Source organism: Methylocystis sp. WRRC1, assembly GCF_020733155.1.
Lineage (GTDB): Bacteria > Pseudomonadota > Alphaproteobacteria > Rhizobiales > Beijerinckiaceae > Methylocystis.
In genome coordinates this window covers 3,842,956-3,858,675 of sequence record NZ_JAJFZJ010000001.1, presented here as the reverse complement: position 1 = coordinate 3,858,675, position 15,720 = coordinate 3,842,956, and the positions used below count along the sequence as shown (strand labels likewise).

The following is a 15,720-nucleotide window of genomic DNA, read 5'->3' as shown; positions in this document are numbered from 1 at the left end:
TTACTTCGAATGCTTCCTGCGGCACAAAGATGTCATCGTAACGACCCCCGCTCGTTAATTACGGCTAACGGAAACATTATTTATCGTCAAGCTGTTAGAGGCTCATTTCATCCGAACCTCCCCTTTCTCGGGAACAGCGAAGTTAGGTTAGTGCAGAACACGCAAACAGCCCAAAACTACCTCGTCTCCGGCATCCTCGCCGTCCCATCGAGCACGCCCATGATCTTGCGCATCAGCCCCGGCGCGATTGCCGAGAGCGGATTCACATTCACCACCGGCGACGACAGCGCGCCCGTCACGCGATAGTTGAGCGCGAAAATCCCTTCATGCTGCCCGCCGGTGATGACGACACCGAGCACAGGGATGTTCGACAGAAGGCTGTTGAGCGCGTAAGCCGGCACATAGGAGCCCGAGAGATCGATGCGGTCGCGCGGGAAGTCGATAAAGCCGTCGAATGTCAGGCCGATCTCGGGACCCGACATCACGCCCTCGCGCACCGACAGGCGGCCGCCCGCCCAGGAGAAGGCGGACTGCAGCCGACCGATGCGCACCAGTTCGGGATCGAACCGCATAACCCCGCGATCGTCCGCGCGCGCATTTCCGCCCTGCGCCATGAGCTGGCGCATGGTCGGCTCTCCCTTCACATAGAAGTCGCGAATGCGCAGCGTTCCGTCAGCGCGGTTCTGGCCGAGTTGCACGCTGGCGTTGAGCACGCCGCTATCCATCTTGCGATACACGTCGAGGAAGGACAGAAACGAACCGCCGTCATTCGTCGATATTTCCGCCTGTTGGGCATTGTTCTGGTTGCGGCCCAGCGAAACGGCCAATTGCTCCCGACCGAAATTGCCGGTCAGCGACAGGCCGCGCAGCACGCCCTTGCGCCGTTCTATCTTCAGATCGACGTTGGAAAGAATCTGCTTGTTGTGACCGGTGACGATCGGCGACTTGAAGTCGACGTCGACTTCGTCGAAAGAACTCGTCGCCTTGGCGGCGGCGGCGCCACGCTCGCCGCCGGTTCGGATCATCGAAAGCAGCATCGGACGCGCGTCGAAATTCGAGCCACGCGCGACGATTTTCACCACTTCGCCGCTGCGCTGAATATCTACGCGCATATCGTCGCCCGAAGACAGCCGAAGCGGCGCGAGTTTCGCGGAGCGGAAAGCGCCGTCCCGGTTGAGTTCGATGACGCCTTGCGCCTGCGTCGGCCCCGCGTCGAAATCGAATTTCTCCAGCGCAACCCCCTCCCCGCGCTTCACGAGCAAGAAGGAGGCTTTGGCGGGCTTGCCCGCGGGCTTCACCACTCCCGGAACGGGATTGTCGAAAGTCGTGCGTGTGAGGTCCAGTTCGATCTGGGTGTCGAGATCCTCGATGGGCAGAGGCGTTCGGATCGTCGCCGACACGGGGCCGCTGATCCCGGCGATCACATAGCCGGCGCGCTGGCGCGCCGCTTCGTCGAAGGTCAGCGTCACCTGCGCCTGCGCCGGCCCCTTCTCGCCGAAGGCCCGGCGCAGGTCGATCGTCGCGGGCGCGCCGAATATCCGGCCCGATCCGTTGACGCGCAGGCCCGCCCGGTCGGCGAATACACGTAGCGAGCCGCCCTCGAGCCTGTCCTTGCCGATGATCCGGTCGATCATGAGATTGGAGGTCGTCGCGTCGATCTGGAACGTCGTGTGATCGTCGCGCGCATTGTCGCCGATCTCGAAATCCACCCGCACCCGCCCCTCGACCTGTCCCTTGAGCGCGCCGGGATCGATGGGCAGACTCGCATGTGACGATATGGCGGGCAGCCGCAGCAGATCGGCAGCCGATTCGACGCTTCCCGCCACATGAACCTCGACGACCGCGGGGGTCGGACGGATGGCGTTGTCGGCGACGGAAAAGCGCCCCTCCGACAGCGTAAGGCGACGCCCCGGCGCGGTTTCAAGCGCGCCGGAGTTCGCGGTGAACGACGCCGTCCGGCCAGTGACACGGAGGCGCCCGGAAATCCCCGTGAAGGGAGACAGCCCCGGCAGAACATCGACGACGGAAGCGTTGACGATCTCGCCTTCGGCCAGCACGGAGTCGTCCGGCGGCGGCCGCTCGTAACGCATGGCGGTCAACGCCGCATTGTCGAATTCGCCTGCGCATCTCGCGCGCTTCAGCATGCCTGTTGGCACATGATCGACGAACCAGGCGCGCACCGGCGGGGTGACATGCGTGGGCCACAGGCGCGCCAGCGCCCGGATTTGCGTGTCCTCCACGTCGAGCTGATAGGCGACGCGCATCTCGTCGCGGAATGAAAGCCCGCCGGTAACGCCGACATTCACCTCCGGCCCCGAGAAAGCGAATTTGTCGATGAGAACGCGGCCCTGCCCGTTCATCAGCCGAGCCGCGAGCGAGCCCTTTTCGATCTTGACGATTTTCTCCCCGGCGCGCTCGGGCGCAACGACCGTCGGTCGATTGAGGCGCAGCGCAATTGTCCAGGCGTCGGCGCCGGGATCGGCGCCGGCGGGAACGTCGGCCGGCGCCGCCGCCTCGCCCGCAATCGACATGTCGAAGCCGCCCGCGGCGAACTCGATCGGCGACAGCACGACCTTGCGCCCCTCCTCGTCCCAGGAGGCGGTGAGCGCCAGCCGGTCGATCATCACCGGCTCATGGTCCGGCTCCTCCAGCCGGAAAAATCCATGACCGACCTCCACATGGCCGGCGGCCTCGATTATGCGGTCGTCCGGCGACAGGGCGAAACCCAGATTGAGCGACATCGGCGCGTCGGTGTCGAATCGCGTGGTGCGGAAGCCGCCGATCAGCGCCGCTTCGTCGATCGAAAGATCATGCAATTGCGCCAGAAAATCACGGCGCTGCCCCGGCGCGCCCTTCGCCACCGCCGTCGCCGCCCAGCGGCGCGACGGCCCCGAGGCCGCGAGACTGAAGCGCATGCTGCTCACGCCCTTGTCGAGGCTGAGCGTCACGTCGTTGTATTGGATGACGCGATCCAGCGTACGGTCGTCGATGACGAGGCGACCGTGAAGGACGCCGAGACGATCCAGCGCGCCGATCGGACTCGTGGGGCTAGTCGCCAGATCCATCAGGCCGCGCAAAGCTCCCGCAGCGGCGCGCAATAGCGCGACGCGCGCGGCGGGCGCCACGGCCGGCGAGGCGGCGTTCTCGGTCGGCGCGACCGCCGGTTTGGTCGTGGCGAGCGGGTCGGCGCCTGCAGAAACGGCGATAGCCCCATCGGCCTGGACCGAAAGACGCAAGTCGAGGTCCAGCACTTCGAGACGGCGCGGCTGTATGCGCCCGACAAGGAGCGAGGCGAGATCGAGCGAAAGCTCCGCCCGAGGAGCCGCGAGGATCGCACGGCCGTCGGTCTTGACCACGAGGCCGTCCACCGAAAGCGTTGGCCCGTGGTCCGTATTGGCGATTGCTGCGCCGGCGAGCTGAAAATCATATCGGCCACCCGCAAGCTCATCGAGCGATTCGACGATTTTCGGCGCGAGCCATGAGAAGGTCAGCGGCCCGCGCGACAGGAGCAGGAAAAAGGCGCCGACGGAAACACACAGCAGCAGCAACGCGCCGAGACCGAGGCCGGTTGCCACCCGCCGCATCCGGCGCGAGGGAGCGCGCACGGCGAATCTCGGCAGGCGCGCCAGCGCTCCTGCCTCATCCTCGCGGTCGTCGCGCTCAGTGCTGTCGGTCAAATATCCTCGCTCTCGGAGCCGTCGCAGTTGCAATGCTGCATCAGGCTCGACAGGGACGCCACTCCAAAAATCAGCCCTCGGCGTTCATGACGCGCGTAAGGGCTTGCTTGCTGGCGCCTACTCTGCATTCTTTGGTCCGAATTTAATGGCGGATGCGACGAAAGGAAGGCGCCATGGCGACGAAAACGGCAAGCTCGGCCGTAACTGGATTGAAAGAAGGCGACGCCGCCCCCCCGTTCGAGCTTCCAGGCGCGGGCGGCGAGACGCTGTCGCTCGCGGCGCTCAAGGGCAAGAAGGTCGCGCTCTATTTCTACCCAAAGGACGACACCTCCGGCTGCACCAAGGAGGCGATCGAATTCAACGCGCTGCTCGACAAATTCGGCAGGGCCAAGACGGCCGTCGTCGGCATGTCGCCGGATTCCGTAAAGAGCCACGACAAATTTCGGACGAAATACGAGCTCGAACTCCCGCTCGCCTCCGACGAGAGCAAGGAAATCCTCTCGGCCTATGGCGTGTGGGTCGAAAAAAGCATGTATGGCCGCAAATATATGGGCGTCGAACGCTCCACCTTCCTCATCGACGAGAAGGGCAAGATCGCGAAAATCTGGCGCAAGGTGAAGGCGCCCGGCCACGCGGAGGAAGTGCTGGAGGCGGCCAAGGCGCTGTAAAGCGCTGACCGCCCGAGCGGGAATCAGTCGTGCTCGTGCTCGGCCTTGGGCGCGGCGTCGGCCGGAGCTGATGTTCCGGCCGCTTTTTTGGCGATGATTTTCGCCATGTCGTCGGCCCCCTTCTTCGCCGCGGCAAGATCGGGCTTGACGCCCAGCGCGGCCTCGTAATCAGCCTTGGCGCGCTCGAACTCCTTCTTGCCGCGCCATGCGTTGGCGCGATTGACCAGGGCGCTCACATATTTGCCGTCGAGCTTCAGCGCCTGATCGAAATCCGCGATCGCCTTGTCATATTCGGCCTTGGCGTAATAGCAGGCGCCCCGCCCGTTATAGGCCTGCGCGTTTTTCGGCTCGCGCTTTATCGCCTGCGAGAAATCCTCAATTGCGCGATCATGCTCGCCCTTGGCGTGGTGATGGGCGCCGAGCGCCGTAAGCGGGGCGGCCGATTTCTTGTCAAGCTTCACGGCCTCTTCCAGGTCCGCCAGCATCTTTTCGGCGTCGCCCTTGGCGCGCCATGCCGAGGCGCGCGCCAGATATGCGGCGGCGTTCTTCTTGTCCGCCGCAATCGCCTGATCATAATCGGCGATGGCCTTGTCGAGGTCGCCTTTCGCATGGTGGACGGCGCCGCGCGCCAACATCACGGCGGCGGCCTTTGCGTCGACCTCCAGCGCCTTGCCGAAGTCCTCGATCGCATGTTCGTAGTCGCCCTTGGCCTGATAGGCGCTGGCGCGATTGACATAGGCGGCGAGCTGATTGTGCTTGGATTCCTTGGCGATTTCGCCAATGACCTGGGTGCAGCCCGCGATGCGCTCGTCAGCATTCGCCGAGCGACAAAGCTTCCAGCCGGCGCTGACGCCGCCTTTATGGGCGGCCATGGCCGGGGAACCGGCCGCAACAACCGTTGCGAAAAGGACGAAAAGCGAAAGAGGCCGCGTCGCCGGGCGGGCGGCGTTGAAAGTTTGAGCGGACATGCGCCGGAACAGCTCCCTGATGAAGAGTGGCTTGGCCATGCTACTCGTTTGGGCGCCGCCTGCAACATGAATTATCAGCCGTTTCAGGCAGGCGCACGGCTCCGGATGAGCTAGAATCGCGAGCCGATTCGCTTTTTCACGGAGTGCTTCATGATCGTCTCCACCACGAATGAAATTGCAGGCTACCGCGTTGTGCGCCATCTGGGTCTCGTTCGCGGCGTCACCGTTCGTTCCCGCTCCGTGGTGGGAAATTTCTTCGGCGGCATCCAGACGATCTTCGGCGGCAAACTGTCTGTCTACGTCAATCTCGCCGAGGCGACGCGGCAGGAAGCGTTCGACCACATGTGCGCGCATGCGGCCGACGCCGGCGCCAACGCCATCATCGGCATGCGCTACGACGCGAACGATATCATGGACGGCGTGACCGAAGTTCTGGCCTATGGAACCGCTGTGATTGTGGAACGTGCGTCAGTATGAAAGGTTTGGACTTCAGACTGATCGCAAAATCAACTAGAATTGGCTCATGAGCCTCTTGACAGCCACTGACGAGCTTGCGGCGGTCTGCGACCGCTTCTCCCGACATCCTTTCGTAACCGTCGACACGGAATTCCTCCGCGAGACCACCTTCTGGCCCAAGGTCTGCGTCATCCAGATCGCGTCGCCCGAGGAAGCCGTCGCGATCGACGCCCTGTCGGAAGGTATTGATCTTACGCCATTTTTCAGCCTGATGGCGAATGCGGACGTCGTCAAGGTGTTTCACGCCGCCCGCCAGGATCTCGAGATCATCTGGCGGCTCGCGCGCCTCATTCCCGCGCCGCTTTTCGACACGCAGGTGGCCGCGATGGTCTGCGGTTTCGGCGAACAGGCCTCCTATCTCGAGCTCGTCAAGGCGATCACCCGCGCGAATCTCGACAAGTCCTCGCGTTTCACCGACTGGTCGCGCCGTCCGCTGTCGGCGGCGCAGATCGACTATGCGATTGCAGACGTAACGCATTTGCGCGACATCTACACGACGCTGCGACAACGGCTGGAGCGCTCGAATCGCCTGGAATGGCTCGCCGACGAGATGCAGACGCTCACCTCGCCCGCGACCTATGAACAGCATCCGGAAAACGCCTGGGAGCGGCTGCGCCACCGCGCCCGCAAGCCGCGCGACCTCGCCGTGCTGATGGAGCTCGCCGCCTGGCGCGAGAACGAGGCGCAGACGCGCGACGTCCCGCGCTCCCGCGTGCTCAAGGACGACATGCTGATCGAGATCGCGCAGGCCGCCCCCCGCACGCAGGAAGCGCTCGCCAATCTGCGTTCCTTCCCCAAGGGGATGGAGCGCTCTCGTAACGGCGCGGAAATCGTCGCGGCCGTCGAACGCGGCCTCGCCCGTGATCCGGCGACGATGCCGCGCATCGAACGCGAGCGTCGGGGCGCCAATGGCGCGACGGTCGAGCTGCTGAAGGTGCTCTTGCGGCAGGTGACCGAAGAAACCGGCGTCGCCGCAAAAATGATCGCCACTGTCGAGGACCTCGAAGCCATCGCCTCGGACGACAACGCCGACGTTCAGGCGCTGAAGGGCTGGCGGCGCGCGATCTTCGGCGAAAAAGCGCTGGAGCTCAAACGCGGCAGGCTTGCCCTCGCCGTGGAGAATGGCCGGGTCGTCACCTTCGACTGGCAGGAGTCGGAAGCTCACGCACAGGCGCCCGCCTCGGGTTGATTTTTCCCGGCGGCTCGCGGCGGAGCGCTGCGCCTTGCTGCGGGCTCGGGCCTCTTGCACGCCGATGGGACGCCGGCGACAAGACGAGCGCGGGGGGTTTCGCGCGCAGGCTCTCGTTTGGTCCGGGCAAGAGCGCGCGACTTATTACATTCCGGGGCGCACTCTGCCCTTCAACTGCGAGTCTGCCGCAATTGCGGCGAGCATCCGCAAGCGTGATCGCCTCGCGGCCAACCCGGCCGCCGAATAGCGTTACGATTGACGATGACCGCGCTGTTGCGGTCGCCGATTCACATCAAGGGCGGCCGAGGCTCGATCCCGAGCCTCACCGCAACGCCCCGCGATGAATCCAGCACATCCGCGAGCGTATAGCGATCCAGCACGCCGAAAAGCGCGCCGAGAGATTCGTTGAAAACACGCTGGAGCCCGCATGCGCCGAAGATGACGCAGCCCTTCTGCCCCGCCCCCAGGCATTCCGACTCCGCGAATTCCGGCTCGAGTTTGCGCAAAAGTTCGCCGATCGTCACCTGCGCAGGCGAGATGTTGAGAGCCAATCCGCCATTTCGCCCGCGGGTCGCCCTTATGAGTTCGAGCTTCACAAGCTCGAACGCCACCTTGCGCAAATGATGTTCCGAAGCGCCGAATGCCGAGGAAATTTCAGGGATCGTCGCTCCGCGTTCCCCGGCCACGCCCAGAAAAATAAGCGTTCGAAACGCCAGATCGCTGTGTGTTGTCAGACGCATGGAAGACTTTCAGTTAATTGCCCCGCCGGAGGAGACATGCGCTTCGGGGACGAGAGCGGGGTTTCGATCACAACAATTTGAAATGCTGAGGCGCGACAAGATTCGCAACTGCCGGACAACATAAAGTTGAGGCCGTGACGCTGAATGTCTCCGGCCACCCCTTCCGAACTCCTCCGTTACATAAAACATGCCCGCCTTGAAATATCCCCTTCTTGCAAAGATTCCACAGACGGGCTAAAAAGGAGTATCAAAAATACTTCTTTAGGAGGAGCGTCCAAATGTCCAGCCTTTATGAACGTCTCGGCGGCGAACCGGCCGTCAACGCTGCAGTCGACATCTTCTATCGCCGCGTTCTCGCCGATGGCCGCATCGCCAAGTTCTTCGAAGGCGTGGACATGGAGAAGCAGGCCGCCAAGCAGAAGGCGTTCCTCACCATGGTGTTTGGCGGGCCGAACAACTACACCGGTCTCGATATGCGCAACGCCCACAAGCACCTCGTCGCCCAGGGCCTCAACGACTCGCATGTCGACGCGGTGATTGAAAACCTGAACGGCACGCTGCGCCAGCTCGGCGTTGCGGAGAAAGACGTGCAGGCGGTGGCGGCGCTCGCCAATTCCGTCCGCGACGACGTCCTGAATCGCTGACGGCCTTGTCGCTGCTGACCTACGAGGATCGCCCGGTAGCCATTGCGCCGGGCGAGACCGTTCTCGAAGCGCTGCTTCGCGCCGGAATTGACGCGCCCAGCTCCTGCCGTTCCGGCCACTGCCAGACGTGCACCCATCGCGCCATCGAGGGCGCGCCGCCGCCAGAGTCGCAGGTCGGCCTCTCCGATGCGCAGAAAGCGCTCGGCTATTTTCTTCCCTGCGTCTGCGAGCTCAAGACGCCGCTCACCATTGTGAGGCCCGACGACATCGGCGCGCGCCTCGACGCAACCGTGCGCTCGATCGAACAGCTTTCGCATGACATCATGCGGCTGCGCGTGGAGACGGACGGCTTCTCCTACCGCCCCGGCCAGTTTCTCGAACTGATCGCCGCGGACGATCTCAGGCGCCACTATTCGCTCGCCAGCCATCCCGAGGAAGACCCATTCCTCGAAATGCACATACGCCTGCATCAGAACGGCCGCATGAGCCGGCATCTTATGGAGTCGCTCGCCCCCGGCCACAGCGTCCACGTCGCCGGGCCTTCGGGCACATGCTTTTATGAGGGCGTCGAATCCGATCAGCCGCTGGTGCTGATCGGCGCCGGCACTGGCCTCGCGCCGCTCTATGGCGTGCTACGCGACGCCCTGCGCAGCGGCCATCGCGGGCCGATCCGCCTCTATCACGGCGCGCGCGACAGCAAGGGTCTTTACCTGCACGACGATCTCGAGGCGCTGGCCGAGGCGCGCGACAATGTCGTCTACCGCCCCTGCGCGCTGGACCCCGATGCGCCGCTAGGCGGAGACGTCGCGGCGGTGGCGCTGGAGTCGGAGACCAATCTTGCTGATTCCGCCTTTTTTCTTTGTGGCGGCGAAAATCTCGTGAAGCGCCTGAAGCGCGAACTCTTCATGCGCGGCGCGAGCCTGAAAAGCATCCGTTCGGACGCCTTCACGCCAACGGGCTGATTACGGCGCGATCTCGATCACGCCGTCCACGCCCATCAAGCGGCCGAGCGCCTTCAGCCGGTTGAGCACGCGGTCGCTGGCGAGATCGGCAAAGTCCTGCGGCAACGTCAGAACCAGCGCGCCTTTGGTCAGTCGCATCGTCGTGCGCGGCAGGACGCCCGGAATGGACGCAGACACCAGATAGCCGACGCGCATCGCCGCGCCGAGCACGCGCGCGCGCAGGAAAAGCCGCGTCGTCAACAGGCTGCGAATCGTCGCGACCCCCTCGCCGCCGTCCGGCCCTTCGTGTCGCAGCACGATGGCGAGCGACAAATATGCGCGGCCAGGATGGTCAATCGACACGAACGGCCCCTGCGTCACGACATTCATCGCTCGTTGTGCGCGATATTCCGGATGCGCCCGCCAGGCGATGTCGGATAGCAGACACGCCGCATGGCGCAGCCGCTTTTCCTCGGGCGTCTCGTCGATCGCTCCCGACCGCATGAAGTCATCGGTCCAGGCGATGAGATCGTCGCCATAGCCCGGCGCCCGCGCGAATGTGGCTTCGAGTTCGCGCGAGGCCGAAAGCAGCGGATCGACGCGACGCTCCGCCTCCGGCAGTCTCTCGAACAACATGCCCTCGCGCACGCCGGCCGCAGAGATGACGATTTCACGCGGCTTGGCGCGACGTATGATCTCGTCGAGCACGATGGCGCCGTACGCCAGCAGCGGTCGGCGAGCCGTGGAGACGACGTTGATGTCGCCGATCGCCTCGCTGTCGACATGCTCGACAAGTTCGGCGAAGTCGGCGGCCTCGCTGGTCTGTATGCGATAGTTGTGCATCACGCCCAGCGGATAGTTGCGCTGACGCATGTGCAGCTTGGCGAGCGAGCGCCAGGTGCCGCCGACGGCGTAGAATGTGCGGCCCTTGAGATGTTCGAGCGGCTTCGCGTCGGCGATGGCCTTGCGCGCGATACGCGTGGCGTCGCGCGTCGAGCGGCGCGAGGCGTCCATCAGGGCCAGACCGCCGAGCGGCAGCGTGACGCCCTTGCCCAGCTGGTCGCCCTTGACGTCGATAAGTTCGAGCGAGCCGCCGCCGAGGTCGCCGACCACGCCATTGGGCTCGTGCACGGCGGAGACGACGCCGAGCGCCGAGAGCTCCGCCTCGCGCCGCCCCGAGAGCAGCGTGATGTCATTGCGTATCGCGGCGCGCGCGGCGTCGAGAAAGGCGGGGCCATTTTCCGCGTCTCGCGCGGCCGCCGTGGCGATGACCTCGATATCCCCGACGCCCATCGTATCGCAAAGCGCACGATAGCGGCGCAGCGCTTTCAGCGCCTTGTCGACGCCGTCCTCCGGTAGCCGGCCTGTCGTGACAACGCCTTTGCCGAGCCCGCACATCGCCTTCTCGTTGAAGAGCGGCGTCGGCGCGCGCGACAGCGCCTGATAGACGACCAGACGCACCGAGTTGGAGCCGATGTCGACGATCGCGACCGGCGCCGCCTCGATTTTCACCGGCGCGACCGGCTCGGCGCGTGAACGAAGAAAGCCCTTGAGCATTTTTCTAACGTTTCAGCAGCGAACGCGGGCGCCAGTCCTTCAGCGACTTGCCCCGGCCCGACAGGCTCGGATGAGTCATGAAATATTTATGTGCGTTGAAGCGTTCCTCGCCTTCCGGCGGCGTGATGCGTTGCGACGAGCCATCGGGCAACAGGCGATAGCTCTGCTCATTGTCCATGAGATTTGCGAGCATGATCTGATCGAGCAATTGTTGATGCACGGTGGGATTGGTGATCGGCATCAGCGACTCGACGCGACGGTCGAGATTGCGCGGCATCAGATCAGCCGAGGAGATATAAACCTGCGCGCGCGAATGCGGCAGCGGATGCCCTGCGCCGAAGGCATAGACGCGCGCGTGCTCCAGAAAGCGCCCGACGATCGACTTCACGCGAATGTTTTCCGATAGCCCCTGAACGCCGGGCCGCAGACAGCATATTCCGCGCACGATGAGATCGATCGAGACGCCTTCTTTCGACGCCGCGTAAAGCGCGTCGATGATTTCGGGATCGACGAGCGCGTTGCACTTCGCCCATATCACGCCGGGCTTGCCGGCCTTCACGAAATCTATCTCCTGCTGAATATGTTCGAGCAGCTTTTTTTTCAGCGAGATCGGCGAAACAGCCATGCGTTCGAGCCCCGCAGGCTCGGCGTAGCCGGTAATGTAATTGAAGATGCGCGACACGTCCCGCCCAATCACCGGATCGGCGGTGAAGACCGAGATATCGGTGTAAATACGCGCGGTGACGGGATGATAATTGCCCGTGCCGATATGGCAGTAAGTGACGAGCCCCGAGCCCTCGCGACGCACGACCATCGACAGTTTGGCGTGCGTCTTGAGTTCGATGAAACCGAAAACGACCTGCGCGCCCGCACGTTCGAGATCGCGCGCCCAGCGGATATTGGCTTCCTCGTCGAAGCGCGCTTTCAGTTCGACGAGCGCGGTGACGGATTTGCCCGCCTCCGCGGCCTCGGCCAGAGCGCGCACGATCGGGCTGTTATTCGAGGTGCGATAGAGCGTCTGCTTGATCGCGATGACATTCGGATCACGCGCCGCCTGCTGAAGAAACTGCACGACGACGTCGAACGACTCATATGGATGGTGAACCGCGAGATCCTTCTGCTTGATCGCCTGAAAAAGATCGCCGCCATTGTCGCGCACGCGTTCCGGAAAGCGCGGATTATATGGCTTGAACTTCAGATCGGGCCGATCGAGCGCGACGAGTTCGGAGAGATCGTTGAGCGCAAGCATGCCGTCGATCTCGAAAATCTCGTTCGGCCCCACATCGAGTTCGTCGGCGACGAGCGCGCGCAGCGTCTCCGGCATGTCGGCGGCGACCTCGAGACGGATCACCGACCCGCGGCGACGCCGCTTCAGTGCGGTCTCGAAGAGCAGTACGAGGTCTTCGGCTTCCTCCTCGACTTCGAGGTCGCTGTCGCGGATGACACGGAAGAGCCCCTGCCCGCGCAACAGATAGCCCGGAAAGAGGCGCTGCGCGTTCATCGCTATCAGCGTTTCGAGCAACATGTAACGCTCGCGCGCGCCGCCCGCGCTCGGCAGCTGCACGAAACGTTCGACCTTCGGGGGCAAACGCACCAGCGCCTGAAGCGTCTTGCGGTCGCCGGGCCGGATGAGCTCCAGCGCGAGCGTGAATCCGAGATTGGGGATGAAGGGAAAGGGATGGGCCGGATCGACGGCGAGCGGCGTCAGCACCGGGAATATGCGATTGAGGAAGTGCTCCTCCAGCCACTGGCGATCCGCCTTCGAGACGTCGGCCGGCTCCACTATGGCGATGCCGACTTCTTCGATTTCACGGCGCAGCTCACGCCAGCGGCGCAATTGCTCATTGGTGAGCCGCGCGGCGCGCTCGGTGATCTTGGCGAGCTGCTCGGCGGGAGTCAGCCCGTCCTGCGAAAGAGCGGTCATGCCGGAGCGTATCTGGCCGCGAAGGCCCGCGACGCGCACCATGAAGAATTCGTCGAGATTGTTCGCTGAGATGGACAGGAAGCGGAGCTGTTCGAGCAACGGATGGTTGCGGTTCGACGCCTCCTCCAGAACGCGGCGATTGAATTCGAGCCAGGACAATTCGCGATTGATGAAGCGCAATGGGGACGTCGCGAGTTCCTCGGGATGCTCCAGAATTTCGCCCGCAGGATCCATGACTTCGATATTGGCGACCACTACTTCAGCCTCGCTGCGCTCGGGTTTGCTTCGTGTGTTTGTCGACATGCCGCTGTCCCGCCTTTTGAGTCATCATGCCATATCGGCGCCCGCGGCGGCAGGCGGAAGTTGCGCCTGCGGCTATTCTTCGCTTCCCGCCGCATGGTCGGAAAAGCGCTCCATCACCTCGGCCGCCAGCGCCCGGGTTATCGGCCGACGTCGCGCCAGCGCCTCGCGGTCGAGCGCCGCGACAAGGGCGCGGGCGGCGTCGAGAGAGCGCTCCAGCCGCAGCGACACATAGGCCAAGGCGGGCTCATCTACTATCAACTGCCTGTCCCGAAAGAGCTTTTCAAGCACCGCGCGCATCAGTTCATCGTCCGGCGCGCCGATCTCCACCACAGGCGCGCGACGAAGGCGTGACAATAGGTCGGGGAGCCGCACGTCCTCCGGGCGCGGCCGGCGGCTGGCGCTCATCAGAAGGAAAACGCGATGCTCGACAGCGAAGTTGAGCAGGTGGAACAGCGCCGTCTCGTCCCTCACGCGGTCGACGTCGTCGATCACGATCGCCGCCGGCGCCGCCGCGTTGAGCGCCTCCAGCGTCGGCAAGGCCACGGGGTCGACGCGCAAGGCCCCGGCGCCTTCGGCCCAGATGGCGAGCAAATGGCTCTTGCCGCTGCCCGGCGGACCGATCAGCGAAAGGATGCGGTCCGGCCAGTCCGGCCAGCGCTCGACCATGGCGAGCGCCGCCCTATTACAGGCGGCGGGAAGGAAATCATCACGACCGAAGCGCGGTTCAACGGGCAGCTCCAGCGGAAGCTGCGCCGGACCGCGGGCGCCGGCGACCATCCCGCCTAGGCCCTGTCGTGCGCGTAGGACCGCTCGCGATAGAGCGCGCTCGCGCGGTAGCGGCGGGCCAGGAAGCGCATGATGGCGCCGAGCGCCGCCGCCGTCGGCACCGCGATGATCAGACCCGTGAAGCCGAACAGGGCGCCGAAGGCGAGCAAGGCGAACATGATCCACACCGGGTGCAGGCCGACCGAGGCGCCGACGAGACGCGGCGAAAGCACATAGCCGTCCATGATGAGGCCGGTCGTGACGATCGCCACCGCCTCGATCGGCAGATTGATGTGCGGCCATGCCTGAACGATCGAGATGATGATGGAGAACACGAAGGCGGTGATCGAGCCGACATACGGGATGAAGCTGAGGATGCCCGCGATAACGCCAATCAGGAATCCGAAGTTCAGCCCGATCGCCGACAGGCCCACCGCATACCACACGCCGAGGAAGAGGCAGACGAGCGACTGGCCGCGCACGAAACCCGCCAGCGCACGGTCGATGTCGCGCGCCAGCATCCGCACGTCGTCGCGATGGCGCGGCGGAATGAGATCGTCGATGATCTCGACCATGTGGTCCCAGTCGAGCAGCATGTAAAAGGCCACGACCGGCGTGATGACGATGAGAGACACCACATTGATCAGCGCGTAGCCGCGCCACACGAGCGACTTCAGGAAATCTCCGATCAGCGCGGCGCCCTGACTGGCGAGATCATTGAAATATTTTTGCGCATCGAAAGAGGCGCCGGCCGCTCCCAACCCGTATTTCTGAAGCCACTCGTTGATATATTCGCTGGTGAAACTCGAGCTCCATTCAGTGACGAGCCCATGCAGGGTCTGCAAATAGCCCGGCAGCGCGGTGATGAAGCCGGCCAACTGGTGCGACAGGATTGGCAGCAGGATGATGAGCGCCGTGACGACGAAGGCGATGAATCCTGCAAGCAGGATCAACGCTGCGCCGAGCCGTGAGACGCCCCAGCGCTGCATGCGGTCGGCGACGGGATCGAGCAGATAGCCGAGCGCCGTGCCGGCGACGAAAGGCGCAAGCACGGGGCTGAGGAAATAGAGAATTGCGGCGAGCCCGACGAACGAGAGGCCCCAGAGCATGAGTTGCCGCTCCAGACTGAGGCCCGCCCATCTGACGCCTCGGACCTCCGGACCGTTGGCCGTCGCCCCCTCGGCCGGAGCGTCGACCGACGGCATATGCGCCGATTCATCCGCGCCGTGACGGCCGCTCGCCGCCAGCTCCACCTGCTTCGCCATCCTTCACGGCCTCATGTGCTGGAACCACAGCCACAGATAGACAGCGGTTGAAGCAACGGTCAATGCGGCGACGAGCCCGACAAGCCCCGCATCCAACAGAAAGAATTGCGCTCCAAAGGCCTTGCCCGCGAGAACGACGCCCGCAAGCGCGAGTTGCGCCGCCGTCGTGGCCTTGGAGGCGAGGTGCGGCTGCACCTTCACCGGCCGCGACATCAGCCAGGAGATCACGACCGCGCCAATTATCATCACGTCCCGTGACACCACCATGATCGTCAGCCAGGACGGCAACACCCCGAGAATGGCGAGCGACACATAGATAGAGACGATCAACGCCTTGTCCGCGATCGGATCGAGTATCGCGCCGAGTTCCGACTGCAGGCGGAAGGTCCGCGCGAGCCAGCCGTCGAGCGCGTCCGACGCCGCCGCCGTTGCGAAGATCGCGAAGGCCATCCGCCAATTTTCGTCGACGATGAAGGAAATTGCGGCAGGCGTAAGCACCAGCCGGGCGATGGTGATGAAATTGGGTAAGGAAGCAAACCAGTTGAAAGCCATATCCGCTATGT

At 64.1% G+C, this 15,720-nt stretch carries 13 protein-coding genes; 5 read left to right on the top strand and 8 right to left on the bottom strand.

All coding sequences use genetic code 11. The annotated features are described in order from the left end of the window. Positions 1 to 176: 176 nt before the first annotated feature. The gene (locus LG047_RS18820) at positions 177 to 3,677 is read right to left on the bottom strand and encodes a DUF3971 domain-containing protein (protein WP_227968215.1); all 3,501 of its coding nucleotides are present in this window, start codon (positions 3,675 to 3,677) and stop codon (positions 177 to 179) included. A gap of 173 nt (positions 3,678 to 3,850) precedes the next feature. Here LG047_RS18820 and LG047_RS18815 point away from each other — a divergent pair, with 173 nt between their 5' ends. After that, positions 3,851 to 4,345: a peroxiredoxin gene (locus LG047_RS18815; protein WP_051134449.1), complete on the top strand. Its 495-nt coding sequence runs from the start codon at positions 3,851 to 3,853 to the stop codon at positions 4,343 to 4,345. A 23-nt stretch (positions 4,346 to 4,368) separates the two neighbouring features. Here LG047_RS18815 and LG047_RS18810 read toward each other — a convergent pair whose 3' ends face one another. Continuing rightward, the gene (locus tag LG047_RS18810) at positions 4,369 to 5,352 is read right to left on the bottom strand and encodes a lipopolysaccharide assembly protein LapB (RefSeq protein WP_227968213.1); all 984 of its coding nucleotides are present in this window, start codon (positions 5,350 to 5,352) and stop codon (positions 4,369 to 4,371) included. A gap of 111 nt (positions 5,353 to 5,463) precedes the next feature. Here LG047_RS18810 and LG047_RS18805 point away from each other — a divergent pair, with 111 nt between their 5' ends. Together LG047_RS18805 and rnd are read left to right on the top strand one after the other, a co-directional pair. Beyond that, entirely contained in the window at positions 5,464 to 5,790 is a 327-nt protein-coding gene (locus tag LG047_RS18805; protein ID WP_036280928.1) for a YbjQ family protein, read from the top strand. Between the two features lie 46 nt (positions 5,791 to 5,836). Beyond that, the gene (rnd, locus tag LG047_RS18800; protein ID WP_036280926.1) at positions 5,837 to 7,018 is read left to right on the top strand and encodes a ribonuclease D; all 1,182 of its coding nucleotides are present in this window, start codon (positions 5,837 to 5,839) and stop codon (positions 7,016 to 7,018) included. Between the two features lie 287 nt (positions 7,019 to 7,305). Here the strand turns inward: rnd and LG047_RS18795 are convergent, their stop codons facing one another. Next, the gene (locus LG047_RS18795; protein ID WP_227968210.1) at positions 7,306 to 7,758 is read right to left on the bottom strand and encodes an Rrf2 family transcriptional regulator; all 453 of its coding nucleotides are present in this window, start codon (positions 7,756 to 7,758) and stop codon (positions 7,306 to 7,308) included. Positions 7,759 to 8,036: 278 nt separating this feature from the next. On the opposite strand from LG047_RS18795, the gene LG047_RS18790 reads away from it, so the two are divergent. Then, a complete protein-coding gene (locus tag LG047_RS18790; RefSeq protein WP_036280922.1) occupies positions 8,037 to 8,402 on the top strand; it encodes a group 1 truncated hemoglobin in 366 nt (121 codons plus the stop codon). 5 nt (positions 8,403 to 8,407) lie between these two features. Beyond that, positions 8,408 to 9,364, top strand: a complete 957-nt coding sequence (locus LG047_RS18785; RefSeq protein WP_227968207.1) for an FAD-binding oxidoreductase — start codon at positions 8,408 to 8,410, stop codon at positions 9,362 to 9,364. Here LG047_RS18785 and ppx read toward each other — a convergent pair whose 3' ends face one another. From ppx to LG047_RS18760, 5 genes are all read right to left on the bottom strand, one after another. Next, positions 9,365 to 10,900 carry an exopolyphosphatase gene (gene ppx, locus LG047_RS18780; RefSeq protein ID WP_036280918.1) on the bottom strand — a complete coding sequence of 512 codons (1,536 nt, stop codon included), beginning with the start codon at positions 10,898 to 10,900 and terminating at the stop codon, positions 9,365 to 9,367. A gap of 4 nt (positions 10,901 to 10,904) precedes the next feature. Then, the gene (locus LG047_RS18775; protein ID WP_227968206.1) at positions 10,905 to 13,127 is read right to left on the bottom strand and encodes an RNA degradosome polyphosphate kinase; all 2,223 of its coding nucleotides are present in this window, start codon (positions 13,125 to 13,127) and stop codon (positions 10,905 to 10,907) included. Positions 13,128 to 13,199: 72 nt separating this feature from the next. Further along, positions 13,200 to 13,904: a DnaA ATPase domain-containing protein gene (locus LG047_RS18770; protein WP_227968204.1), complete on the bottom strand. Its 705-nt coding sequence runs from the start codon at positions 13,902 to 13,904 to the stop codon at positions 13,200 to 13,202. Between the two features lie 5 nt (positions 13,905 to 13,909). Next, entirely contained in the window at positions 13,910 to 15,157 is a 1,248-nt protein-coding gene (locus tag LG047_RS18765) for an AI-2E family transporter (protein WP_370635063.1), read from the bottom strand. Positions 15,158 to 15,160: 3 nt separating this feature from the next. Beyond that, complete coding sequence (locus LG047_RS18760; RefSeq protein WP_227968202.1) at positions 15,161 to 15,709, bottom strand: CDP-alcohol phosphatidyltransferase family protein; 549 nt, start codon at positions 15,707 to 15,709, stop codon at positions 15,161 to 15,163. Positions 15,710 to 15,720 lie beyond the last annotated feature (11 nt).

Excerpts from the sequence above, each read along its gene's own strand:
- LG047_RS18815 (WP_051134449.1), top strand. The coding sequence starts at position 3,851 with ATGGCGACGAAAACGGCAAGCTCGGCCGTAACTGGATTGAAAGAAGGC.
- LG047_RS18810 (WP_227968213.1), bottom strand. The coding sequence starts at position 5,352 with ATGGCCAAGCCACTCTTCATCAGGGAGCTGTTCCGGCGCATGTCCGCT.
- LG047_RS18805 (WP_036280928.1), top strand. The coding sequence starts at position 5,464 with ATGATCGTCTCCACCACGAATGAAATTGCAGGCTACCGCGTTGTGCGC.
- rnd (WP_036280926.1), top strand. The coding sequence starts at position 5,837 with ATGAGCCTCTTGACAGCCACTGACGAGCTTGCGGCGGTCTGCGACCGC.
- LG047_RS18795 (WP_227968210.1), bottom strand. The coding sequence starts at position 7,758 with ATGCGTCTGACAACACACAGCGATCTGGCGTTTCGAACGCTTATTTTT.
- LG047_RS18790 (WP_036280922.1), top strand. The coding sequence starts at position 8,037 with ATGTCCAGCCTTTATGAACGTCTCGGCGGCGAACCGGCCGTCAACGCT.
- ppx (WP_036280918.1), bottom strand. The coding sequence starts at position 10,900 with ATGCTCAAGGGCTTTCTTCGTTCACGCGCCGAGCCGGTCGCGCCGGTG.
- LG047_RS18775 (WP_227968206.1), bottom strand. The coding sequence starts at position 13,127 with ATGTCGACAAACACACGAAGCAAACCCGAGCGCAGCGAGGCTGAAGTA.
- LG047_RS18770 (WP_227968204.1), bottom strand. The coding sequence starts at position 13,904 with ATGGTCGCCGGCGCCCGCGGTCCGGCGCAGCTTCCGCTGGAGCTGCCC.
- LG047_RS18765 (WP_370635063.1), bottom strand. The coding sequence starts at position 15,157 with ATGGCGAAGCAGGTGGAGCTGGCGGCGAGCGGCCGTCACGGCGCGGAT.
- LG047_RS18760 (WP_227968202.1), bottom strand. The coding sequence starts at position 15,709 with ATGGCTTTCAACTGGTTTGCTTCCTTACCCAATTTCATCACCATCGCC.